We start from the raw sequence: 23,500 nt of genomic DNA, 5'->3' as shown, positions 1-23,500 counted from the left end.
AGACAAGTGAGTGCAGCACCCCAACTCGTCGTCCACCGCGACAAGGAGCTGATGGCGCAGGCGGCCGCGGCCCGGCTGATCACCAAGATCGTCGACGCCCAGTCCGCCCGCGGCTCCGCCTCCGTTGTCCTGACGGGCGGCCGCAACGGCAACGGTCTGCTGGCCGCGCTGCGTGCGGCCCCCGCCAGGGACGCGATCGACTGGGGCCGCCTCGACCTCTGGTGGGGCGACGAGCGCTTCCTGCCGGACGGCGACCCCGAGCGCAACTACACGCAGGCGAAGGAGGCCCTGCTCGACGCGGTGCCGCTCGACCCCGCGCGCGTGCACCCCATGCCCGCCTCCGACGGTCCTTTCGAGGCGGACGCCGCGGCCGAGGCGTACGCGGCCGAGCTCGCCAATGCCGCGGGACCCGAGGACCACGGCCCCGTGCCGACCTTCGACGTCCTGATGCTCGGCGTCGGCCCGGACACACATGTGGCGTCGCTCTTCCCGGAGCTTCCGGCGGTCCGTGAGACGGAGCGCACGGTCGTCGGCGTGCACGGCGCCCCCAAGCCCCCGCCCAACCGCACCACGCTCACGCTCCCGGCGATCCGGGCCGCGCGCGAGGTGTGGCTGCTGGCCGCGGGCGAGGACAAGGCGAAGGCCGCCGCGATCGCGCTGTCCGGCGCGGGCGAGATCCAGGCCCCCGCCGCGGGCGCGTACGGCCGCTCGCGCACGCTGTGGCTGCTGGACGCGGCGGCGGCCTCGCAGCTGCCGCCGGGGCTGTATCCGCCGGCCGTCTCGTAACGACGTCTTACGTAGGCACCTGGGCCCCACTTCTTAAAGAAGTGGGGCCCTACGCGTGCTGCGGCACCCGGTAGTCCGACCCGTCCTTCTCGCGTACGAGGAGGCCGTCGATGACGCAGTAGCGGCGCAGCGCGGCCGTGTCGTCGTGGACCGTGCGCAGCGCCTCGTTGACCTCGCGCTCGCTGTAGGTGCGCTCGGCGTCGAAGAGGGTGCCCGTGAGGTGTACGAGCAGGTCGTGGCGGACCGTCGGGCGTACCGGTATGGCGGTGAGGCGGCCCCGGGAGAAGAACCCGGTGAGGTGGCGCGGGACACCCGGGGTCGGCTCGGCGGCCCGGTGGTGGCGGAAGATCTCGGGCCCGGCCCGCAGCGAACCGTCGTCGAGACGCTGGACGAGACCCGCGGCGATCAGCTTGCCGAGATGCTTGCGTGCCAGTGGGGAGTCGGCCTCGCGGGGCGGCAGGTCGTCGAGGACGATGCGCGCGTAGAGCCTGAGTCGGTCGGGGTCGGCGAGCGCCGACATGAGCTGGCCGTTGTTCATCTGGGCTGCCTCCGAGTGGGGCCTCCCCTGCTCGAACGTAGTCGAGAGCTTGGGGAAGGGTCACGAACCGGCAGTCTCACCCGCCGGAGGGCGTCGCCGCATTCGATTATCGTTTCTCGCGCAACGTCCCGTCCGTGCCGGGAACCTGACGCCCCGTCCACCGCGCCCCGGAATCCGTCCGTTCCCCTACGTCCTCCAGGAACGGCGCGAGGAGACCGGGCACCGCTTCGTTCGCGAAGGCGAGCCCCTCGCTCTCGCCGACGTCCCGAGCCGGGTACGCGCCCGCGCCCGCGGCCGTCGTCGCGAACACGGTCACGAGCCCGTCCCGGCGCTGGAAGGGCGTGCGCCGCACCGTCCAGCCGATCACCTCGGACCGCTGCAGCGCCACGGTGGACCGCCGCAGGGACCCGGATCGCACCACCAGATACCGGCCGGTGAGGCCGTGCCCCAAGCCCCGGTACAGGTCCCGCCCGTGGAGCAGCGCGGACGGCACCCCGAGCAGCGCGCACGCGGCCGCGATCCACAGCAGTACGTCGGTGAGCAGTGCCCCGAGCACCGTCAGCACCAGCACCGGAACCAGCGCGGCGGCAAGTGCCCACCGCAGCCGGCGGCGTAGCGCCGCGGGCGGGTGCGAGGTCAGCGGGATACCGGTGGGCGGCTCGGGCTCGCGCAGTACCTCGGTGATGACCCGGTCGGCGAGGTCGCACGGGGCGGCGGGCAGCAGGGTGTTGTTGTCGGAGGTGTGGTCCTTCTCGCTCTGGGTGAGCCCGGTGGCGACGGCGTCCACCCGCGCGGCGCCGCACAGCCGGGCGCCCAGCGGCTCTACCCGGTCGATCCCTCGCAGCCGGGCCTCCTCCAGGGAGATCGAGCGAGCGGTGAACAGGCCGCGGCGTACCCGGAGGGTGCCGTCCGGGGTCCGGTCGAGCCGGTGGTTCCACCACACCTCGGTCCACAGCGCGAGGGCACCGACCGCGCCGGCCACCAGCGCGATCCCGATGAGGCACAGCACCATCCAGACGACGCGTACTTTCTCGAAGCGGTCGCCGATCCAGTCGATCACGTCGAGTTGGATCCCGAACCAGTCGCTGACCTGCATCACCGCTCCGCCCGCTGTGACGGCGAGCAGGGGCGTGAGGAAGGAAACGGGCGCGTAGCGGATCCAGCGCGGATCGAAGGTGGCGAGCCGTTTGCCCCGGGCGTCGCCGCCGCACGTCTCCGGCCGCCGCAGCAGTTCCTGCCTCAGGCGTTCGCCCTCGGCCCTGGTCACCGGGTTGAGGACGAGCGTGGCGCCGGTGCCCGCGCTCTGCTCCCCGGTGCCGATCCGCACGGTCACGAGGCCGAGGGCCCGTTGCAGCGGGTGGGCGGTGAGGTCGACGACGCGGATGCGTTCGCGCGGCAGGGAACGCCGCCGGGTGAAGAACACCCCGTGATGCATGACGGCCCGCTCGACCCCGATCCGGTACGTCGTGTGCCGCAGCCGGAGCGCCTCGACGAGGAGCCCACCGCCGATCAGCAGCACGGCCCCACCGATCACGCACAGCAGGAGCGGCGCGAGGGGAACGGTGGAGGACAGCCCCAGCGTCACCGGCACGGCGGCGCCGACGGCCACACCGGCGAGCATCTCCCCGGCCACTATCAGGGCTTTGCGGTCGAGTCGCCGCCACTCGTCCTCGCGGTCGTGCGGTTCACGGTCCCGGCCGCCCGAGCCAAACGTCATGTCGCGTCGCCCGGCGTCGCCTGGGTGATCCGGGCCAGCCGGTGCGCCATCTCGACCGCCTCGTCCTCGGCGAGTCCGGGGATGCGCAGCGCGCCCTTGGCGGAGGCGGTGGTCACGGTCAGCGTCGCGAGTCCGAAGAGCCGCTGCACCGGGCCGCGCAGCGTGTCGACCGTCTGGATCCGGGAGAGCGGGGCGATCCGCGCCTCGGTCCACAACCAGCTGGTCCGTACGTAGACCGCCTCGTCCGTGATCTCCCACCGATGCATGCGGTACCACCAGGGCGGCAGCAGGGCGCTCGCGAGGAGGCCGGGGACAGCGATCACCATGGCCGGCAGCAGCAGCCAGAACCGGGCCGGCTCGATCAGCCAGCCGAGCAGGCCGAGCACGAGGACCGGAGCGGCGGTGGCAAGCAGCCACTGCGTCCGCCACCAGCCGACCGAACGCCGGTCCACTGCCTGGCGGGGCGGCCGCAATCGCACACCGACCCCGCCCTTGTCACTCAGTTCGTCACGAACGCCCACGCAGCGCACGGTACTTGGCGACGAGCGCCCTGGTCGACTCGTCGAGCCCCGGCACCTCAGCGCCCTCGCTGAGCGCCGGCTCGACGCGCTTGGCGAGCACCTTGCCGAGCTCGACGCCCCACTGGTCGAAGGAGTCGATGTTCCAGACGGCGCCCTGCACGAACACCTTGTGTTCGTAGAGGGCGACCAACTGCCCGAGCACGGACGGCGTGAGGTTCTTCGCGAGGATCGTGGTCGTCGGGTGATTGCCCTTGAACGTCTTGTGCGGCACCAGCTCCTCGGGCACCCCCTCGGCACGCACCTCGTCGGGCGTCTTGCCGAACGCCAGCGCCTGGGTCTGCGCGAAGAAGTTGGCCATGAGGAGGTCGTGCTGGGCGACGAGCCCCGGCAGCAGATCGGCGACGGGTTCGGCGAAGCCGATGAAGTCCGCCGGGATCAACTTCGTTCCCTGGTGGATGAGTTGGTAGTAGGCGTGCTGCCCGTTCGTGCCCGGCGTGCCCCACACCACGGGGCCGGTCTGCCAGTCGACCTCCTCGCCGTTGCGCTGCACGTACTTGCCGTTCGACTCCATGTCGAGCTGCTGGAGGTATGCCGTGAACTTGGAGAGGTAGTGCGAGTACGGCAGCACGGCGTGCGACTGGGCGTCGTGGAAGTTTCCGTACCAGATGCCCAACAGGCCCATCAGCAGCGGGACGTTGGACTCTGCGGGCGCGGTGCGGAAGTGCTCGTCGACGAGGTGGAACCCGTCGAGCATGTCGCGGAAGGCGGCCGGCCCGATCGCGATCATCAGCGACAGGCCGATCGCGGAGTCATACGAATAACGTCCGCCGACCCAGTCCCAGAACTCGAACATGTTGGCCGTGTCGATGCCGAACTCCGACACCTTCTCGGCGTTCGTCGAAAGCGCCACGAAGTGCTTGGCGACGGCTTCCTGACCGGCCCTCAGTTCGGTGAGCAGCCAGTCGCGCGCGGACGTCGCGTTGGTGATCGTCTCGATGGTGGTGAAGGTCTTCGAGGCGATGACGAACAGCGTCTCGGCCGGGTCCAGGTCCCGTACGGCCTCGTGCAGATCGGCCCCGTCGACGTTCGACACGAAGCGGACGGTGAGCCCGCGGTCCGCGAAGGAGCGCAGCACCTCGTACGCCATCGCGGGACCGAGGTCGGAGCCGCCGATGCCGATGTTGACGACGTTCCTGATCCGCTTGCCGGTGTGCCCGGTCCACTCCCCCGACCTGACCCGGTCGGCGAAGGCGGCCATCTTGTCGAGCACGGCGTGCACGCCCGGCACCACGTTCTCGCCGTCGACCTCGATCACGGCGTCGCGCGGAGCACGCAGCGCGGTGTGCAGGACGGCCCGGTCCTCGGTCGTATTGATCTTGTCGCCGCGGAACATGGCGTCACGCAGGCCGAACACGTCGGTCGCGGCGGCCAGCTCGCGCAGCAGCCGCAGCGTCTCGTCGGTGACCAGGTGCTTGGAGTAGTCGACGTGCAGGTCACCGACCCGCAGCGCCCAGCCGGACCCGCGCGCGGGATCGGCCTCGAACAACTCCCGCAGCTGTACGTCGCCCAGCTGCTCCCGGTGCTTGACGAGCGCCTGCCATTCGGGCGTCTGGGTGAGTGCTGTCTGCTTGTCGGACGCGTTCATCTCGAACTTCAGCCTTCTCTCGTACCTGCGTACGTACGGTGCCCCGCTGCTCCCACCCAACCTAATTGATCAGGGTGAATCGGGCCTTTCCGCGGCCACACGAACGAGGTACGAGAAGAGGTACGAGAAAGGGCCCGGCACCTTCTCAAGTGCCCGGCCCTCGGTGGGTCAGATCTCGCCCCGCAGTTTCGCGAGTGCCTCGGCGAGGATCGCCTCGCCGTCCGCGTCGCTGCGCCGCTCCCGCACGTAGGCCAGATGCGTCTTGTACGGCTCCGTACGCGGTGGGGCCGGCGGGTTGTCCCGGTCCTGCCCGGCCGGGAAGCCGCAGCGCGGACAGTCCCAGGTCTCCGGCACCTGCGCGTCGGAGGCGAAGCTCGGCTGCGTCTCGTGCCCGTTCGAGCACCAGAAGGAGATGCGCAGGCGCGGCGCGGACTCGCCGCGCTCGGCCTCGCCCATCGGCCCCGCCCCGACCCGACTTCCTCGGATCGCGTTGCCACTTGCCACGGTCGTAACTCCCTGCGTCATGGTGCCGCGAAGCGCGTCGGCGTTCGCGCTTCGCCGCGGAGCGCCTCAGTCTACGTAAGGCCCAACGCGCGTCCAGTGCTTGGAGTTACATCGCTCCCCAGACGCAAGCCCCATGATAGGCCGCGTTGTTGAGCGCGTACCGGACATGGGGCTTTACGTGAGAGATATGCGGTTGTGCGGGCCGGCGCCAGGAGCCGGGCCCGGAAATCAGCTGTTGATCTTCATCAGAAGGCCGAGCACCACGATGCACGCGAACCACAGGAGACCGACCACGATCGTGATCCGGTCGAGGTTCCGCTCGGCGACCGAGGATCCACCGACGGAGGACTGCATGCCGCCACCGAACATGTCGGAGAGGCCGCCGCCCTTTCCCTTGTGCATCAGCACAAGGAGCATCAGCAGCAGGCTGAAGACGATCAGGGCGATCGAGAACCCCATAACCACGGCTTGACCAACTTCCTCGTACTTATTTGGACGACGGGGCCGAAGCTCGGCAAAGAGCCTCGGCCCCGCAAGGGTACGACGTATGGCGCCTAGCGCCTACTCGCTGCTCGTGTCACTGCTCGTGGAAGCGAACGATCTTGACGAACTCGTCGGCGTCCAGTGCGGCGCCACCGATCAGCGCGCCGTCGATGTCGGGCTTGGCCATGATCTCCGCGACGTTGCCGGACTTCACCGAGCCGCCGTACTGGATGCGGACCTTGTCGGCGACGTCCTGCGAGTACAGCTCGGCGAGCTTCCCGCGGATGGCCGCGCAGACCTCCTGCGCGTCGTCGGCGCCGCACACCTTGCCGGTGCCGATGGCCCACACGGGCTCGTAGGCGATGACGATGGTCTCGGCCTGCTCGGCGGGCAGGTCCTTGAGACCGCCCTCGACCTGGGCGAGCGTGTGGGAGACGTGGTCGCCCGCCTCGCGGACGTCCAGCTCCTCACCGACGCACAGGATCGGCGTCAGGCCGTGCTTGTACGCGGCCTTCACCTTGCCGTTGACGATCTCGTCGGTCTCGGCGTGGTACTGCCGGCGCTCCGAGTGGCCGATCGCCACGAAGGTGCACTTGAGCTTGGCGAGCATCGGACCCGAGATCTCACCGGTGTACGCGCCGGAGTCGTGCGCCGAGAGGTCCTGGGCGCCGTACTTGATCTTCAGCTTGTCGCCGTCGACCAGCGTCTGCACGGAGCGCAGGTCGGTGAACGGCGGCAGAACGGCGACCTCGACGGCGTCGTAGTCCTTGTCCGCGAGAGCGAAAGCGAGCTTCTGGACGTGCGCGATGGCCTCGAGGTGGTTGAGGTTCATCTTCCAGTTGCCCGCCATCAGCGGCGTGCGGCCCTGTACGGGAGCAGTCATGCGGGGTCAGTCCTCCAGTGCGGCGAGACCGGGCAGCGTCTTGCCCTCGAGGTACTCGAGGGAAGCGCCACCGCCGGTCGAGATGTGGCCGAATGCCTTCTCGTCGAAGCCCAGGGTACGGACCGCCGCGGCGGAGTCTCCGCCACCCACCACGGTGAAGCCGGGAGCGTCGATGAGGGCCTGGGCGACCGCCTTGGTGCCCTCGGCGTAGTCGGGGTGCTCGAAGACGCCCATCGGGCCGTTCCAGAACACGGTCTCGGCGTCGGCGAGCTTCGAGGCGTACAGCTCGCGGGTCTTGGGGCCGATGTCCAGGCCCTCCTGGTCGGCCGGGATGGCGTCCGCGGCGACGGTCGAGGGGTTGGCCGGGGTCTTGCCCTTGAGGTCCGGGAACTCGCCGGAGACCAGGACGTCGACCGGGAGCACGAGCTCCACGCCGTTCTTCTCGGCGCGCTCCATGTACTCCGTGACGACCGGGAGCTGGTCCTCCTGGAGGAGCGAGATGCCGACCTCGTAGCCCTTGGCCTTGAGGAAGGTGTACGCCATGCCGCCGCCGATGAGGAGGCGGTCGGCCCTGCCGAGCAGCTGGTCGATGACGGCCAGCTTGTCGGAGACCTTGGCGCCGCCGAGCGCGACCACGTAGGGGCGCTTGACGTCGTCGGTGAGCTTCTTGAGGACGCCGACCTCGGTGGCGATGAGGAACCCGGCGTAGTGCGGGAGCCGCTTCGGCAGGTCGTACACGGAGGCGTGCTTGCGGTGCACCGCGCCGAAACCGTCGCCTACGTAGATGTCGGCGAGGTTGGCGAGCTGCTCGGCGAAGTCGCCGCGCTCGGCGTCGTCCTTGCTCGTCTCGCCGGCGTTGAAGCGCAGGTTCTCGATGACGGCGACCTGGCCGGGCTCCAGACCGTCCACGGCCTCGTTGGCGGCGGGGCCGACCGTGTCCTGCGCGAACGCGACCGGCTTGCCCAGGAGCTCACCGAGGCGCTCGGCGGCAGGCAGCAGGGAGAACTGCGGGTCCGGGGCACCCTTGGGGCGACCCAGGTGGGAGGCGACGATCACCTTGGCGCCCGCGCCGGCCAGGGCCTGCACGGTGGGCAGGACCGCGCGGATGCGGCCGTCGTCGGTGATGAGGCCGTCGGCCAGCGGCACGTTGAGGTCGGCGCGGACGAACACCCGCTTCCCGTCGACCCCTTCGGCGAGAAGTTCCTCAATCGTCTTCATGGATGGGCTCCTTGAGAGGGCTGGTCGTGCACGTTGAGAAGGGCGGGCCTTGAGGGCTGGGCCTCGGAGGCTGACGCGCGAAGGGTCCGGACTGTCGCGCGGCCTCGCGCGGGTCCGGACCCTTCGCTCACATCTAAGTGCCTTGCTGCTCTAGAACCTTAGAGGTCTCAGAGCTGGCCGCCGACGAAGACCGTGAGGTCGACGAGACGGTTGGAGTAGCCCCACTCGTTGTCGTACCAGCCGAGGATCTTCACCGAGTTGCCCTCCTGGACCATGGTCAGGGAGGAGTCGAAGGTGCAGGAGGCCGGCTCGCCCACGATGTCCGAGGACACGATCGGGTCCTCGGTGTAGTACACGATGCCCTTGAGCTCGCCGTCCGCGGCCTTCTTGAACGCGGCGTTGACCTCGTCCTTGGTGGTCTCGCGCTGCAGCTCCACGACCAGGTCGGTGGCCGAGCCGGTCGGGACCGGGACGCGCATCGCGATGCCGTCGAGCTTGCCCTTGAGCTGCGGCAGGACCAGGGCGGTGGCCTTGGCGGCGCCCGTCGTGGTCGGGATGATGTTCTCCGCGGCGGCACGCGCGCGACGCAGGTCGCTGTGCGGGAAGTCCAGGATGCGCTGGTCGTTCGTGTACGCGTGAACCGTCGTCATCAGGCCGCGGACGATGCCGAAGTTCTCGTCGAGCACCTTCGCCATCGGCGCCACACAGTTGGTGGTGCACGACGCGTTCGAGATGACGTGGTGGTTCGCCGGGTCGTACTGGTCCTGGTTGACGCCCATCACGATGGTGATGTCCTCGTCCTTGGCCGGAGCCGAGATGAGGACCTTCTTGGCGCCGCCCGCGATGTGCTTCTCTGCGTCCGCCTTCTTCGTGAAGATGCCCGTGGACTCGATCACGACGTCGACACCCAGCTGGCCCCACGGAATGTCGGCGGGGTTGCGCTCGGACAGCACCTTGATGGTGTGGCCGTCGACCGTGATGGTGTCCTCGGTGTGCGACACCTCGGCCTTGAGGCGGCCCAGGATGGTGTCGTACTTCAGAAGGTGTGCGGTGGTCGCGGTGTCACCCAGGTCGTTGACAGCAACGATCTCGATGTCTGCGCCCTGGTCAAGAAGGGCGCGGAAATAATTGCGACCGATGCGGCCAAAGCCGTTGATGCCTACGCGGATCGTCACGAAACCGATCTCCTCGTTGGTACGCCGGAGTATCGACGCCGGCGAGATTTATTTGGGATGTCCCCGACCGCCTCCGACCCTACCTCCCATAAGCGGTTGGGGTGACATCGAGCGACTCCATGCAGGACACAGCGACCCGTACTCGTGAGTAACGTACGGGTCGCCGTGTATTTCGCGGGTAATTCAGACCCCGATCAGTCGCTAATTGAGCGCAGGGCCTTTCTGATGAGCGCATTTCGATCGGTCGTCGCGGTGACGTGTTCCAGACCGAATCCGAGGAGCACCGTGTCCGGGGTGCTGACCGCCCCGTACGTCGTGAACAGGTCCGAGGCGAGCGCCCAGTCCTTCTGGGCGGGCGGGCTGCCCGCGGGCGGCCCGGGGACGCTCCAGGCGCCCAGGGACGTCTCGAAGCCCTCGGTCTCGTCGGGCTGTCCCCCGATGACGACGGAGGCGTTGTCGGCGCGCACACCCTCGCCCCCGGTGCCGGGGTCGCTCACGTAACTCAGGGACACCTCAAGGGACTTCCCGGCGTAGGCGCTCAGGTCGTACGTGACCGTCTTCCAGTCGTCCGATGAGCCGGTGAGGCTGTTCCACTGGCCGGAGGTGCCGGTGTTGCCGCAGGCGGCGCCGTCTTGTGTCAGGTAGCGCCCGAGCGCGGGGTGGTCCTGGAGGAAGAACCCGGCCTCGCACTCCGTAGGCACCTTGGTCGAGGTCTGGCCCTCCTTGTCGGGCAGGGTCGTCCAGTCCTCCAGGCCGGTCGTGTGCGCCTCCAGGAGTACGTGGTCGTAACCCGGCTCGGTGTCCCACAGGAGCTGCATCCGCAGGGTCGGCTGCTGGGCCGCGGTGACGCCGGTGAGGTCGATGGTGCGGGTCAGCCGCTTGTACGCGTCGTCCGTGTGGACGGCGGCCGCCATGCCCGCACCTTCGTACTGGCCCGCTCCCGCGCTGCTGAACTGCGGCAACGTCGCAGAGGTCGCCTCGTACAGGCCCGCGCCGTTCAGCGGGTTGCCGGGGGCGCCGCCGAGGGACGCGGCCGTCCCGCCGAGGGCGCCGGAACCGTCGAAGCGGGTCGCCACAGGGGAGGCCGTGCGCGAGTAGGCGCCCAGGAAGTACTGGCTGAAGTCGTTCGTCGTGGTGCCGCCGATGTCGACGGAGCCGCCCGCCTTCTCACCGGCCTCGACGAGCTTGCCGCCCTCGTTCAGGTAGTCGCGTACGGCGAGTTGGGTGGCGAGGCCGGGACGGTCGGCGCTCGTGTAGTGGACGACCGCCTTGAAGTGACCGAGGACGGCGAGGGGGTCGGGAGCGCCCTGCTTCGCGACGTTCCAGACGACCGGCGAGCGGCCCGCCGCCTTGAGCGCGTCTACGTAGGCGGCTGTTTGCACGCCTGCGGCGTCGTTCTCCGCGACGACAAGAGTGTCCCCCTTGTCGCGCGCGGCGACGGTGTAGGTGAAGTGCTCGCTACTTGTGCGCTTTCCGGATTTCGTCCGTCCCGTGAACCACACCTCTACCTTGTCGCCGACATCGGCGTCCTCGACCTTCGCCCGATAGGCGTCGAAGTGCAGATTGTCCTCGCCTCCGTAGGTCTCGCCGCCCTTCCAGGCGCGCAATTCCTCATCGTGCGAACGGCCGCCATTGACGCGGTAGTTCAGCTCCTTGTCGCGTACCGACTTCCGCGCGGTCACGGAGACTTCCTGGTCACCACCGCGGGCGTACGAAGTCGTGAACTTCGCCGGGGTGAAGTCGGGCGCCTCCATGCCGACCGAGGACGACGGCTGGTCTGGGTGCGAGGCGGTCTCGGCGAGCGACGTCGCGAAGGCGATGTTCTTCTCGAACTCGGCCTGGATGAGCTTCTCGTCGTCCGGGAACGTGAAGACCGACGCACAGTCGGCGGCGTTCCACGCGTCATTGGGGTCGACGTTCGAGGCGGTCTGGCAGGTGCTCATCTCGGGCGTGAACATCGAGACGCCGTTGACGTTGCCGGCGTGCCCGTCGGCCTCGCCGTTCGTGGTGTACAGCTCCGAGGAGACCTGCGGGTGGTAGCCGGGGATCGCGGACTTCTCCGGGGTGCCGGCGAGCGCCTTGTAGAGCACGTCGTCCGGGGTCGGCGTGGCGACCTGCCAGCCCACTCCGTAGAGCAGCAGTTCGGCTGCGGAGTGGTAGTTGATGGCGTAGTCGAACCCGACGCGCTTCTCGAAGGCGTGGACGGCCTTGGTCTCCGGCTCGGAGTTCGGACTCGCGCCCCGGTAGGTCTGGTTGGCGGGTTCGGGTGACGAACCCTCGTCGTCGTAGCCCCACTTGTAGGCGAAGTTGCGGTTGAGGTCGACGCCGTCGCCGGTGGTGTACTTGCCGTCGCCGTTGTTGTCGCGCATGTTCTTGCGCCACTGGCGGTTGGCCGCGTCCTTGAACGTCCAGTCGTAGCCGTCGGGATTCGCGGAGAGGACGAACCACATCTCCGTGGAGTCGACGAGCTTCTTGATGCCCGCGTCCTTGGAGTAGTTGTCCACGTAGTGGTGCATCAGGCGGCGGGTCATCTCCGGGGTGATCCACTCGCGCGCGTGCTGGTTCGACATGTAGAGCACGGACGGCTTCGCGCCGTCCTTGACCTTCTTGGCGCCCTTGCTGAGCTTGAGCGCGAGGATGTCCTGACCCTGGACCGTCTTGCCGATGGAGACGACCTTGGTGAGGTCGGGATGCTCCTGGGCGGTGCGGAGGATCTCCTCCTGGAGGCCGCCCTTGCCGCTGTACGGGCGGAAGACGCCGTCGCCCGCGGCCTCGACGCGGGCCGTGGCCTTGGCGGTCAGCTTGTGCTCGGTGAGGTCGACGCCCTTCTTACGAAGGCCGTCGGCCTGCTTGTCCGTGAGATAGACCTCGACCTTGGAAGTGCCCTTGCCGGGTGCGTGCTCGCCGAGTTCGTGACTGTCCTGGCCGGCCTGGAGGAGCAGCGGTATCTGCTCCTGAGACACCTCGGCGCGGAACACCTTGACGGCGTCCGCGCCTTGATTGTCCTTCGCCGGGTCGTTGTCCGCGTGGGCGACGGGCGCCAGTGCGGCGCCTCCCACCCCCAGAACAAGCGCTCCGACAGCGAGGATCGATCTCGCTCGTCGTCCCACACTTCGTCGCATGAGCCCCCCTTGCAGTTGTCTGCCACGGTTGTGGCGTGATGCCGCAGAAGCGAACAAGCGCCAGAATCATGACACTTCATGGTCAAGTCAAGGGGGCCTCAGGCCTCGTTCACGGACAGGGAAAAGCCGGTGGCGGCGCCCACGATCGGGCGCCGCCACCGGCTTGTCGCAGCGGTCGTGCGGGTCAGCCCGCCAGGTTGTGCGCGAGGCTCTCCGCCATCTCCTCGGTCATCTCCTCCGCCATGTCCTCCGTGATGGTGGACTCCGTGCCGGGGATGCCGAGGTCCTGGGCCCGCTTGTCCGCCATGGCCAGCAGGCGGCGGATGCGGCCCGCGACGGCGTCCTTGGTCAGCGGCGGGTCGGCGAGCGCGCCCAGCTCCTCCAGGGAGGCCTGCTTGTGCTCCATGCGCAGGCGGCCCGCGGCGGCGAGGTGCTCGGGCACGTCGTCGGCGAGGATCTCCAGGGCGCGCTGCACCCGGGCGCCGGCCGCGACCGCGGCGCGGGCCGAGCGGCGCAGGTTCGCGTCGTCGAAGTTCGCGAGGCGGTTCGCCGTGGCGCGCACCTCGCGGCGCATCCGCCGCTCCTCCCAGGCGAGCACCGACTCGTGCGCCCCCATCCGGGTGAGCAGGGCGCCGATCGCGTCGCCGTCGCGCACCACCACGCGGTCCACGCCGCGCACCTCACGGGCCTTGCTCGCGATCTGGAGCCTGCGGGCGGCGCCGACCAGCGCGAGCGCCGCCTCGGGGCCCGGGCACGTCACCTCGAGGGAGCTGGAGCGCCCCGGCTCGGTGAGCGAGCCGTGCGCCAGGAACGCGCCGCGCCAGGCCGCCTCCGCGTCACAGGTGGCCCCCGAGACCACCTGCGGCGGCAGGCCCCGGATCGGACGGCCGCGGCCGTCCACCAGACCCGTCTGGCGGGCCAGCTGGTCGCCGCCCGCCACCACTCGTACAACGAACCGCGAGCCGCGGCGCAGCCCGCCGGGCGCCATCACGATCAGCTCCGAGCTGTGCCCGAAGATCTCGAGAATGTCCCGCTTGAGCCGCCGTGCGGCCATCGCGGTGTCCAGCTCCGCCTCGATCACGATGCGGCCGCTCACCAGGTGAAGGCCGCCCGCAAACCGCAGAATGGCCGAGACCTCGGCCTTCCTGCAGCAGGTCCGGGTGACGGGGAGCCGGGAGATCTCGTCCTTCACCGCTGCCGTCATCGCCATGGGCCGATCCTTCCATGCATCCGAAAAATACGGTCGTACGCGGCGGCCAACAGCTCCGGGTCATGCCTCGGAGTTCCGTCGGGCCTGGCCACCGGCGCCAGCTCGACCGCGGCACCGAAACGCTCATGCGCGGTTTCGGTCAGGGACTCGCGATCGGGCACGGCGGCCTCGTCGGCCAGCACCACGTCCAGGGCGAGTTTAGGTGCGTGTCGTCCCAAAACTTCCAAATGACGCTGCGGGGAGAACCCCTCAGTTTCTCCGGGTTGCGGCGCGAGGTTCAGCGAGAGGACCCGGCGGGCCTTCGTCTCGACCAGCGCGTCGAGCAGCTCCGGGACCAGCAGATGCGGAATCACGGAGGAGAACCAGGAGCCCGGGCCGAGCACCACCCAGTCCGCGTCGAGCACCGCGGCGACCGCCTCCGGGACGGCCGGCGGATCGCGCGGCACCACATGGACGGACTGGACCTCGCCGCGGGTGAGCGCGACCGTGGCCTGACCGCGTACGGTCTCGATGTCGTCCGGGCGTGTCGGAACGTGCCCCTTCACCTGGGCCTGGAGCTCCAGCGGGACGGCGGACATGGGCAGCACCCGCCCCTGCGCGCCGAGCAGCTTGCCGACCAGGTCCAGTGCCTGCACATGATCGCCGAGCTGCTCCCACAGGGCGACGATCAGCAGATTGCCGACCGCGTGCTCGTGCAGCTCGCCCTTGGACTGGAAGCGGTGCTGGATGACGCGGGCCCAGGTCTGGCCCCAGTCGTCGTCCCCGCACAGGGCCGCGAGGGCCTTGCGCAGGTCACCGGGTGGCAGCACGCCCAGCTCGTCGCGCAGGCGGCCGCTGGAGCCGCCGTCGTCGGCGACCGTGACGACGGCGGTGAGGTTGTTCGTGATGCGGCGCAGCGCGGCCAGGGACGCCGAAAGGCCCATGCCGCCGCCGAGGGCGACGACCTTGGGTGTGGCGCCCTTGCCCGGCCTCACCGGTGAGGTTCTGCGGCGGATCCTGCTGGTGAGCCGCAGGGTACGTCCCGTCATTCCCGTCCCATGTCACGGTGGACGACCACGGTCTCCACGCCTTGCGCGGCGAGGCGGGCGGCGAGCTTCTCCGACGTCGCGACGGAGCGGTGCTTGCCGCCCGTACAGCCGACGGCAATCGTCACGTAGCGCTTGCCCTCACGGCGGTAGCCCGCGGCGATCAGCTGGAGCAGCTCGGTGTAGCGGTCGAGGAACTCCTTGGCGCTGGGCTGCGAGAAGACGTAGTTCGACACCTCCTCGTTGAGCCCGGTGAAGGGGCGCAGCTCGGGGACCCAGTGCGGGTTCGGCAGGAAGCGCATGTCGACCACGAGGTCGGCGTCGACCGGCAGTCCGTACTTGAAGCCGAACGACATGACGGTGGCCCGCAGCTCGGGCTCCTCGTCGCCTGCGAACTGGGCGTCCATCTTGGCGCGCAGTTCGTGGACGTTGAGGCTGGAGGTGTCGATGACCAGGTCGGCGTCGCCGCGCAGCTCGCGCAGCAGCTCGCGCTCGGCGTCGATGCCGTCGACGATCCGGCCGTCGCCCTGGAGGGGGTGCGGACGGCGCACGGACTCGAAGCGGCGCACCAGAGCCTCGTCGGAGGACTCCAGGAAGACGATGCGGCGCGTGACGTTCTTGGCCTCCAGGTCCGCGAGGGACTGCCGGAGGTTGTCGAAGAAGCGCCGTCCCCGTACGTCGACGACGACCGCGATCCGCGCCACGTTGCCCTGCGAGCGGGCGCCGAGCTCCACCATGGTGGGGATCAGCGCGGGCGGCAGGTTGTCGACGACGAACCAGCCGAGGTCCTCCAGGCACTTCGCCGCCGTGGAGCGGCCCGCGCCCGACATCCCGGAGATGATCACGAGCTCGGGGATGGCGGCGTCGGGGACGCCCGGCGCCTCCGCGGACTTGCCGGCCGCCGCTCCGGTGTCCGGCTCCGCGGCTGTGTCCGATTCCGCGGCTGTGTCTGGTTCCGTACCTGGTCCTGTCCCTGATCCGGTGCCCGTGCTCACTTGTGCTCCGTGCTGTGGTTGCGGCTGTTCGTGTGCTGCGGGGCCCTGTGGCGTGCCGCTGGTGGCGCTGCTCTCGTGATCCTGCTCGCTCATGGCTCCTGCCCCCGTCGTTCCTCCGGGGCGCCCGCGCTGACGGGGTCCCCGCCGGTCGGCACGTCCGTCGTACCGTCCTCGTCTTCCATGATCTCTCCGGTGGCCGTGTTCACCGCGGGCGCAGCGGGCGCGGCCTTGGCGAAGGCCACCGCGATGGCCTCGGCCGTCTTGCGGCCTATGCCGGGGACCTCGCAGATCTGGTCGATGGTGGCGGCCCGCAGCCGCTTCACCGACCCGAAGTGCTTGAGCAGCGCCTGCTTGCGCGAGTCCCCGAGCCCCTGCACGTCGTCCAGCGGGCCCGCCCTGAAGCGCTTGGCCCGCTTGGTGCGCTGGTAGGTGATCGCGAAGCGGTGCGCCTCGTCACGCACGCGCTGGAGCAGATAGAGCCCTTCGCTGGTACGGGGCAGGACCACCGGGTCCTCCTCGTCCGGCACCCAGACCTCTTCGAGGCGCTTGGCGAGGCCGCACACCGCGATGTCGTCGATGCCGAGCTCGTCGAGCGCCCGCTTGGCCGCCGCGACCTGCGGCTGGCCGCCGTCGACCACCACGAGCTGGGGCGGGTAGGCGAACCTCTTGGGGCGGCCGTCGTCCTCCGTGAGGCGCGACTCCTCGACCACCGGCTCCTCGCCCGCGTCCGGCTCCTCGTCGGACCAGTCGGCCGACTTCTCCTGGGCAGAGAGGTAACGCTTGAAGCGCCGGGTGATGACCTCGTGCATGGAGCGGACGTCGTCCTGGCCCTCGAAGCCCTTGATCTGGAAGCGCCGGTATTCGCTCTTGCGGGCGAGGCCGTCCTCGAAGACGACCATGGAGGCCACGACGTCGTCGCCCTGGAGGTGCGAGATGTCGTAGCACTCGATGCGCAGCGGAGCGCCGTCCAGGTCGAGGGCCGCGGCGATCTCCTCCAGCGCGCGCGAGCGCGTGGTGAGGTCGGAGGCGCGCTTCGTCTTGTGCAGGACGAGCGCCTGCTGCGCGTTCCTGTGGACCGTCTCCATGAGCGCCTTCTTGTCGCCGCGCTGCGGGATGCGCAACGACACGTTCGACCCGCGGCGCTCGGTGAGCCAGGCCTGGACGGGCTCCAGGGGGTCGGGCAGCGCGGGGACGAGGACCTCCTTGGGGACCGCGTCCCCGGTCTCCTCCCCGTAGAGCTGCTGCAGCGCGTGCTCGACGAGGTCACCGCTGGTGACCGCCTCGACCTTGTCGGTGACCCAGCCGCGCTGGCCGCGCACGCGTCCGCCGCGCACGTGGAAGATCTGGACGGCCGCCTCCAGCTCGTCATCCGCAAGGGCGACGAGGTCGGCGTCGGTGGCGTCGGTGAGGACGACCGCACTCTTCTCCATGGCCTTCTTGAGCGCCTCGACGTCGTCGCGCAGGCGGGCCGCCCGCTCGTACTCCATCTCGTCGGCGGCCGCGGCCATGTCCTTCTCCAGGCGCCGGATGTACGTCCCCGTACGCCCCACCATGAAGTCGCAGAATTCCTCGGCCAGTTCGCGGTGCTCCTCGGGCGTGACGCGGCCCACGCAGGGCGCCGAGCACTTGCCGATGTAGCCGAGCAGGCAGGGCCGGCCCGTGCGCTCCGCGTTGTTGAACACGCCCTTGGAGCAGGTGCGTACGGGAAAGACGCGCAGGAGCAGGTCCACGGTGTCGCGGATCGCCCACGCGTGCCCGTACGGGCCGAAGTAGCGCACGCCCTTCTTCTTCTGGCCGCGCATCACCTGGACCCGCGGGAACTCCTCGTTCATCGTCACCGCGAGGTACGGGTAGCTCTTGTCGTCGCGGTACTTGACGTTGAACCGGGGGTCGTACTCCTTGATCCAGGAGTACTCCAGCTGCAGCGCCTCGACCTCCGTGGACACCACCGTCCACTCCACGGACGCGGCCGTGGTGACCATCGTGCGCGTACGGGGGTGCAGGTTCGCCAGGTCCTGGAAGTAACTCGCCAGGCGCTGGCGCAGGCTTTTTGCCTTCCCGACGTAGATCACCCGGCGGTGCTCGTCGCGGAACCTGTACACCCCTGGAGAGTCGGGGATCTGTCCCGGCTTGGGGCGGTAGCTGGAGGGGTCGGCCATGTCAGACACCCTACTGGCGGTGTGTGACAGTTCGGGGTGCCGTCGGCGGGGCGGGCGACGCGGTGGCGGTGCGATGTCCGGCGCGATGTCCGGCGCCGTGTGTGCCGAGTCTTGTCGGGAGCAGGTCAACACGCTTCAATGCCGGTGCCTCGGGGCAGTGAATGGCGTCGCACAAGTGGGAGGCCCGGATGCGGCTCGGCGAACGGCAGAAGCAAGCGGCACAGGCACCGGAGCTGGACGTGGCCCTGCGCTCCGGCCCGTTCCACAGCGCTCTGCGGGCCGCGATCGCCGCCCGCAGACTGCCCCTGCACCGCGTGCGCCACCACCTCGCCGGTCACGGCGTCAACATCGGTGTCACCAGCCTCAGTTACTGGCAGCAGGGCGCGCGGCGGCCGCAGCGCCCCGAATCGATGCGGGCCGTGCGCGCTCTGGAGGAGATCCTCGAACTGCCCGAGGAATCGCTGATCCGGCTGCTCGGTCCGGTTCCCGGAACGGCCGGGCCCAAGCGCCCTGCGGCCCGCTCGTACCGGTCGCTCATCGAGGCGTCCGGGGCCGTCGAGCGGCTGCTCGCGGAGCTGGAGTCCCCGCTGGACGGCAGGCCGCACACCGTCGGGCACCACGAGCGAGTGCGGATCGGCGCGCACCGGCAGCTCCTCGGCAGGGACTCGCAGCAGATCGTCCGGGCGCACCGCGACGGCGTGGACCGTTATGTGGCCATCCACCATGGCAGCCCGGGGTGTTCCCCGGCGGATGTGGCGGTCTTCGCCATGGAGAACTGCCGTACGGGACGGGTGCGCTGGGACGACAGGGCGGGCGTCCTGGTCGCGGAGTTGCTCTTCGACGCGCGGCTCCGGGCGGGCGACACCCATCTGTTCCACTACGGCTTCGAGGACGGGACGGCCGGTTCCGCCTCCGAGTACGTCCGCGGATTCGGCTTCTCCGGAGGGCAGTACGCGCTCCAGGTCCGGTTCGCGGACGACGCGCTGCCCGTGCGCTGCCACCGCTTCGCCCAGCGGTCGGCCGCGGACCCGCGCGGCGGCCGCCACGAACTCCCGCTGAGCGGCCCGCACCGGTCGGTGCACATGGTGGAGCCGCAGGTGCGGGCGGGGCTGGTGGGGATCGGGTGGGACTGGGAGTGAGTGGGAGTGAGTGGGACTGAGTGGGACTGAGTGGGAGTGAGTGGGAGTGACCGTGCCCGGATGCGGGGCGTGCGTGCCCGGGTTCACGGCGTGCGTGCCCGGTTCGGGTGAGGCGGGTGCCGCGCTCGGTGTGAGGCTCTAGCGTCGACGGTGCTCGCAGACCCCACCGTCCCTGTCTGACTGCTCGCCCGCCCGCCCGAAAGGAAACACCGTGATTGTCGTCGCCGGAGAGGCGCTGATCGACCTCGTCCCCCAGGGCGTGCCCACCGACGGCGGACCCGTCACCGAACTCCCCGCCCTCGCCCCGCGGCTCGGCGGCGGCCCGTACAACACGGCGGTGGCGCTCGGCCGTCTCGGCTCGTCCGTGGCGTTCTGCTCGCGGGTGTCGCGGGACGCCTTCGGGGAGGCCCTGCTCGGCGGCCTGCGGGCGGCCGGGGTGGACGTCTCCCCGGTGCAGCGGGGCGATGAACCGACGACGCTCGCCGTGGCCTCCATCGGCGCCGACGGCTCCGCCGGGTACTCCTTCTACGTGGAGGGAACCGCCGACCGGCTCTTCGCGGTGCCCGAGGCGCTGCCGGCCGGCACGCGCGCGATGTCGTTCGGCACCTGCTCGCTGGCGCTCGAACCGGGCGCCACCGCGTACGAGGACGTGATGCGCTCGGCCGCCGCGCAGGGCGTGTGCACGGCGCTCGACCCGAACATCCGGGCCGGCCTGATCCCGGACGCGGACGCCTACCGGGCCCGCTTCAAGAACTGGCTCGGGTCGACGACGCTGCTGAAGCTCTCCGAGGACGACGCCGAGTGGCTGGGCGGCACACCACAGGAGTGGCTTGCCGCGGGTCCCGCCGCTGTGGTGATCACGCGCGGCGGGGAGGGTCTCACCGCGCTCACACGGGACGGGGGCGAGTACTCGGTGCCGGGCGAGCGGGTCGACGTCGTGGACACGATCGGCGCCGGCGACACCGTCAACGCCGCTCTGCTGCACGGGCTTTCGCGCCAGGACGCCCTCTCCCCCGCCGCGATCTCCGGGCTCGGCGGCGACGACTGGTCCCGGCTGCTGCGGTTCGCCGCGCGGGCGGCGGCGGTCACCTGCTCACGGGCGGGCGCGGAGCCGCCCTACGCCACCGAACTGGTGGGTCCTTCTTGGTGAGGACCTGCCTGGTGAGGACCTGCCCACCACTCTGAACGCGCGGCGCCCCGTGGGGAGTTCCCACGGGGCGCCGTCGCTCGTCTGCCGGTGAGGCTGGACCTCCGTCAGGCCTTACGGGCCTTCCCGGTCGCCTTCTTGGCGGCGGACTTCTTGGCCGCCGTCTTGGCCGTCGTCTTGGCCGTCGACTTGGAAGCGGTCGCCTTCACCGCGGCCGTCTTCTTGGCCGGGGCCTTCGTCGCCGCCACGGTCTTCTTCGCCGCCTTACGGGTGCGGGCGGCGGGCACGGCCGCGTCACTGACCCGGTCGGCTCCGAGGACGTCGCGCAGGAACTTGCCGGTGTGGCTCGTCGGGACCGCCGCGACGTCTTCCGGGGCGCCCTCGGCGACGACGAGACCGCCGCCGTTGCCGCCCTCGGGACCCATGTCGACGACCCAGTCGGCCGTCTTGATCACGTCGAGGTTGTGCTCGATGACGATGACCGTGTTGCCCTTGTCGACGAGGCCGGAGAGCACCGTGATGAGCTTGCTGATGTCCTCGAAGTGCAGACCGGTGGTCGGCTCGTCGAGCACGTACACCGTGCGGCCCGTGGAACGCTTCTGCAGCTCACTGGCGAGCTTCACACGCTGCGCCTCACCACCGGAGAGCGTCGGCGCGGGCTGCCCGAGCCGGACGTAGCCGAGGCCCACGTCGTTGAGCGTCCTGAGGTGGCGGGCGATCGCCGGGACGGCCTCGAAGAAGCTCAGCGCCTCCTCGATCGGCATGTCCAGAACCTCGGCGATGGACTTGCCCTTGTAGTGGACCTCCAGCGTCTCCCGGTTGTAGCGCGCGCCGTGGCAGACCTCGCACGGGACGTACACGTCCGGCAGGAAGTTCATCTCGATCTTGATCGTGCCGTCACCGGAGCAGTTCTCGCAGCGGCCGCCCTTGACGTTGAAGGAGAAGCGTCCCGGCAGATAGCCGCGGACCTTCGCCTCGGTCGTCTCGGCGAACAGCTTGCGGACGTTGTCGAAGACTCCGGTGTACGTCGCCGGGTTCGACCGCGGCGTGCGGCCGATGGGCGACTGGTCGACGTGCACGACCTTGTCGACCAGGTCGTCGCCGTCCACGCGCGTGTGCCGGCCCGGGACGGAGCGCGCCCCGTTCAACTCCCTCGCCAGGTGCGTGTACAGGATGTCGTTCACCAGCGTCGACTTGCCGGATCCCGATACGCCGGTGACGGCCGTGAGGACACCCAGCGGGAAGGACACCTCGATGTCCTGGAGGTTGTTCTCCTTGGCACCGTGCACGGTGAGGCGGCGTCCCGGGTCCACGGGCCGCCGGATGTCCGGCATCGCGATGGCCTTCTTGCCCGCCAGGTACTGGCCGGTCACCGACTCCGGGTTCGCCAGCAGTTCCTTCAAGGGACCGCTGTGCACGACCTTGCCGCCGTGCTCGCCCGCGCCGGGGCCGATGTCGACGATCCAGTCGGCGACCTTGATGGTGTCCTCGTCGTGCTCGACCACGATGAGCGTGTTGCCCATGTCGCGGAGCCGGACGAGCGTCTCGATGAGCCGGTGGTTGTCGCGCTGGTGCAGGCCGATGGACGGCTCGTCGAGCACGTACAGGACGCCGACGAGGCCGGAGCCGATCTGCGTCGCGAGCCGGATGCGCTGGGCCTCGCCGCCTGAGAGGGTGCCCGCCGCGCGGTTGAGCGAGAGGTAGTCGAGGCCCACGTCGACCAGGAAGCGCAGCCGCTCGTTGACCTCCTTCAGGACGCGCTCAGCGATCTTCTTGTCGCGCGCGTTCAGCTTCATCTCGCTCAGGAAGTCGGCGCAGTCGCTGATCGACATGGCCGAGACCTCGGCGATCGACCTCCCCATGACCGTGACAGCCAGGATGAGCGGCTTCAGTCGCGTGCCCTCACAGGTCGGGCAGGGCACCTCGCGCATGTAGCCCTCGAAGCGCTCGCGGCTCGCGTCCGACTCGGCCTCGCTGTGACGGCGCTTCACGAACGGGACGGCGCCCTCGAAGGGCGTCGTGTAGCGGCGCTCGCGCCCGTACCGGTTGCGGTAGCGGACCTCGATCTGCGTCTTGTGGCCGTTCAGGAGCGCCTTCTTGGCGCGCTGCGGAAGACCGGCGAAGGGGATGTCCGTACGGAAGCCGAGTGCGTCCGCGAGGGCGCCGATGAGGCGGCCGAAGTAGTCCTTCGTGTGCCCGTGCGACCACGGGTGGATGGCGCCCTCGTCCAGCGACTTGTCCTCGTCGGGAACGATCAGCTCGGGGTCGACCTCCATGCGCGTACCGATGCCGGTGCAGTCGGGGCAGGCGCCGAAGGGCGAGTTGAAGGAGAAGGAGCGCGGCTCGAGCTCCTCGAAGGACAGGTCGTCGTACGTGCAGTACAGGTGCTCCGAGTACATGCGCTCGCGCTCCGGGTCGTCCTCGGGGAGGTCGACGAAGTCGAGCACGACCATGCCGCCGGAGAGGCCGAGCGCGGTCTCCACGGAGTCGGTCAGGCGGCGCTTGGCGGTGCTCTTCACGGTGAGGCGGTCGACGACCACCTCGATCGTGTGCTTCTCCTGCTTCTTCAGCGTCGGCGGCTCGGACAGCTGGATCGTCTGCCCGTCCACGCGCGCGCGGGAGTAGCCCTTGGTCTGCAGGTCGCTGAAGAGGTCGACGAACTCGCCCTTGCGCTCGCGCACGAGCGGCGACAGAACCTGGAAGCGGCTGCCCTCGGGCAGCTCCAGGACCTTGTCGACGATGGCCTGCGGCGACTGGCGGGCGATGGGCCGGCCGCACTCCGGGCAGTGCGGCTTGCCCACGCGCGCGAAGAGCAGGCGCAGGTAGTCGTAGACCTCGGTGATGGTGCCGACCGTGGAGCGCGGGTTGCGCGACGTGGACTTCTGGTCGATCGAGACGGCCGGGGAGAGGCCCTCGATGAAGTCGACGTCCGGCTTGTCCATCTGGCCGAGGAACTGGCGGGCGTACGACGACAGCGACTCGACGTACCGGCGCTGGCCCTCGGCGAAGATCGTGTCGAACGCGAGGGAGGACTTACCGGAGCCGGACAGACCGGTGAAGACGATGAGGGAGTCGCGCGGGAGGTCGAGCGAGACATTCCGAAGATTGTGCTCGCGCGCGCCACGGACGATGAGACGGTCGGCCACGCCGGTCCGCACCTTTCTGGAGATAAGTGACAGGGGCGGGCCCCCGTCTCTCGAGGTCTGACTCTCGAGGCGCTCACGCCGCGATCG

At 69.8% G+C, this 23,500-nt stretch carries 18 protein-coding genes; 3 read left to right on the top strand and 15 right to left on the bottom strand.

Features of this window, described 5'->3' with window-relative positions; all coding sequences use genetic code 11:
• Nucleotides 1-6: 6 nt before the first annotated feature.
• Nucleotides 7-786 carry a 6-phosphogluconolactonase gene (pgl, locus tag ACFYWS_RS28225; RefSeq protein ID WP_389281034.1) on the top strand — a complete coding sequence of 260 codons (780 nt, stop codon included), beginning with the start codon at nucleotides 7-9 and terminating at the stop codon, nucleotides 784-786.
• A gap of 49 nt (nucleotides 787-835) precedes the next feature.
• Here pgl and ACFYWS_RS28220 read toward each other — a convergent pair whose 3' ends face one another.
• The 14 genes from ACFYWS_RS28220 to uvrC all read right to left on the bottom strand — a co-directional run bounded on the left by ACFYWS_RS28220 (nucleotide 836) and on the right by uvrC (nucleotide 17,981).
• A complete protein-coding gene (locus ACFYWS_RS28220) occupies nucleotides 836-1,324 on the bottom strand; it encodes a DUF2087 domain-containing protein (protein WP_389281032.1) in 489 nt (162 codons plus the stop codon).
• Nucleotides 1,325-1,430: 106 nt separating this feature from the next.
• Nucleotides 1,431-3,041, bottom strand: coding sequence for a PH domain-containing protein (locus ACFYWS_RS28215; RefSeq protein WP_389281031.1), 1,611 nt, complete (start codon nucleotides 3,039-3,041; stop codon nucleotides 1,431-1,433).
• Complete coding sequence (locus tag ACFYWS_RS28210) at nucleotides 3,038-3,571, bottom strand: PH domain-containing protein (protein WP_389281029.1); 534 nt, start codon at nucleotides 3,569-3,571, stop codon at nucleotides 3,038-3,040. Before ACFYWS_RS28210 ends, ACFYWS_RS28215 begins: the two co-directional genes overlap by 4 nt.
• Entirely contained in the window at nucleotides 3,549-5,207 is a 1,659-nt protein-coding gene (pgi, locus tag ACFYWS_RS28205) for a glucose-6-phosphate isomerase (RefSeq protein WP_389281028.1), read from the bottom strand. The genes ACFYWS_RS28210 and pgi overlap by 23 nt, the downstream gene beginning before the upstream one ends.
• Before the next feature lie 168 nt (nucleotides 5,208-5,375).
• The gene (locus tag ACFYWS_RS28200) at nucleotides 5,376-5,711 is read right to left on the bottom strand and encodes an RNA polymerase-binding protein RbpA (RefSeq protein ID WP_078637775.1); all 336 of its coding nucleotides are present in this window, start codon (nucleotides 5,709-5,711) and stop codon (nucleotides 5,376-5,378) included.
• 228 nt (nucleotides 5,712-5,939) lie between these two features.
• Nucleotides 5,940-6,170: a preprotein translocase subunit SecG gene (secG, locus tag ACFYWS_RS28195; RefSeq protein ID WP_389281027.1), complete on the bottom strand. Its 231-nt coding sequence runs from the start codon at nucleotides 6,168-6,170 to the stop codon at nucleotides 5,940-5,942.
• 118 nt (nucleotides 6,171-6,288) lie between these two features.
• A complete protein-coding gene (gene tpiA / locus ACFYWS_RS28190; RefSeq protein ID WP_389281025.1) occupies nucleotides 6,289-7,077 on the bottom strand; it encodes a triose-phosphate isomerase in 789 nt (262 codons plus the stop codon).
• Nucleotides 7,078-7,083: 6 nt separating this feature from the next.
• Nucleotides 7,084-8,295, bottom strand: a complete 1,212-nt coding sequence (locus ACFYWS_RS28185; RefSeq protein ID WP_389281023.1) for a phosphoglycerate kinase — start codon at nucleotides 8,293-8,295, stop codon at nucleotides 7,084-7,086.
• Between the two features lie 167 nt (nucleotides 8,296-8,462).
• Nucleotides 8,463-9,470, bottom strand: coding sequence for a type I glyceraldehyde-3-phosphate dehydrogenase (gene gap, locus ACFYWS_RS28180; RefSeq protein ID WP_389281022.1), 1,008 nt, complete (start codon nucleotides 9,468-9,470; stop codon nucleotides 8,463-8,465).
• 194 nt (nucleotides 9,471-9,664) lie between these two features.
• Entirely contained in the window at nucleotides 9,665-12,580 is a 2,916-nt protein-coding gene (locus tag ACFYWS_RS28175; protein WP_389281075.1) for a M14 family zinc carboxypeptidase, read from the bottom strand.
• Nucleotides 12,581-12,776: 196 nt separating this feature from the next.
• A complete protein-coding gene (gene whiA / locus ACFYWS_RS28170) occupies nucleotides 12,777-13,802 on the bottom strand; it encodes a DNA-binding protein WhiA (protein WP_389281020.1) in 1,026 nt (341 codons plus the stop codon).
• Entirely contained in the window at nucleotides 13,793-14,830 is a 1,038-nt protein-coding gene (gene yvcK / locus ACFYWS_RS28165) for a uridine diphosphate-N-acetylglucosamine-binding protein YvcK (protein WP_389281018.1), read from the bottom strand. The genes whiA and yvcK overlap by 10 nt, the downstream gene beginning before the upstream one ends.
• Nucleotides 14,827-15,915, bottom strand: a complete 1,089-nt coding sequence (rapZ, locus tag ACFYWS_RS28160; protein WP_389281017.1) for an RNase adapter RapZ — start codon at nucleotides 15,913-15,915, stop codon at nucleotides 14,827-14,829. The genes yvcK and rapZ overlap by 4 nt, the downstream gene beginning before the upstream one ends.
• Complete coding sequence (gene uvrC / locus ACFYWS_RS28155; RefSeq protein WP_389281016.1) at nucleotides 15,912-17,981, bottom strand: excinuclease ABC subunit UvrC; 2,070 nt, start codon at nucleotides 17,979-17,981, stop codon at nucleotides 15,912-15,914. The genes rapZ and uvrC overlap by 4 nt, the downstream gene beginning before the upstream one ends.
• 188 nt (nucleotides 17,982-18,169) lie before the next feature.
• On the opposite strand from uvrC, the gene ACFYWS_RS28150 reads away from it, so the two are divergent.
• Both ACFYWS_RS28150 and ACFYWS_RS28145 read left to right on the top strand, forming a co-directional pair.
• Nucleotides 18,170-19,120: a hypothetical protein gene (locus ACFYWS_RS28150; RefSeq protein ID WP_389281074.1), complete on the top strand. Its 951-nt coding sequence runs from the start codon at nucleotides 18,170-18,172 to the stop codon at nucleotides 19,118-19,120.
• A gap of 211 nt (nucleotides 19,121-19,331) precedes the next feature.
• Nucleotides 19,332-20,270 carry a carbohydrate kinase gene (locus tag ACFYWS_RS28145; protein ID WP_389281014.1) on the top strand — a complete coding sequence of 313 codons (939 nt, stop codon included), beginning with the start codon at nucleotides 19,332-19,334 and terminating at the stop codon, nucleotides 20,268-20,270.
• 104 nt (nucleotides 20,271-20,374) lie between these two features.
• Here the strand turns inward: ACFYWS_RS28145 and uvrA are convergent, their stop codons facing one another.
• Nucleotides 20,375-23,413, bottom strand: a complete 3,039-nt coding sequence (uvrA, locus tag ACFYWS_RS28140; protein WP_389281013.1) for an excinuclease ABC subunit UvrA — start codon at nucleotides 23,411-23,413, stop codon at nucleotides 20,375-20,377.
• Between the last annotated feature and the right edge of the window lie 87 nt (nucleotides 23,414-23,500).

The sequence above is a fragment of the Streptomyces sp. NPDC002795 genome (genome assembly GCF_042888725.1).
Taxonomy (GTDB): Bacteria; Actinomycetota; Actinomycetes; order Streptomycetales; family Streptomycetaceae; genus Streptomyces.
Note: the sequence above shows the minus strand (reverse complement) of the source record. Positions and strands in the feature narration are given on the sequence as shown.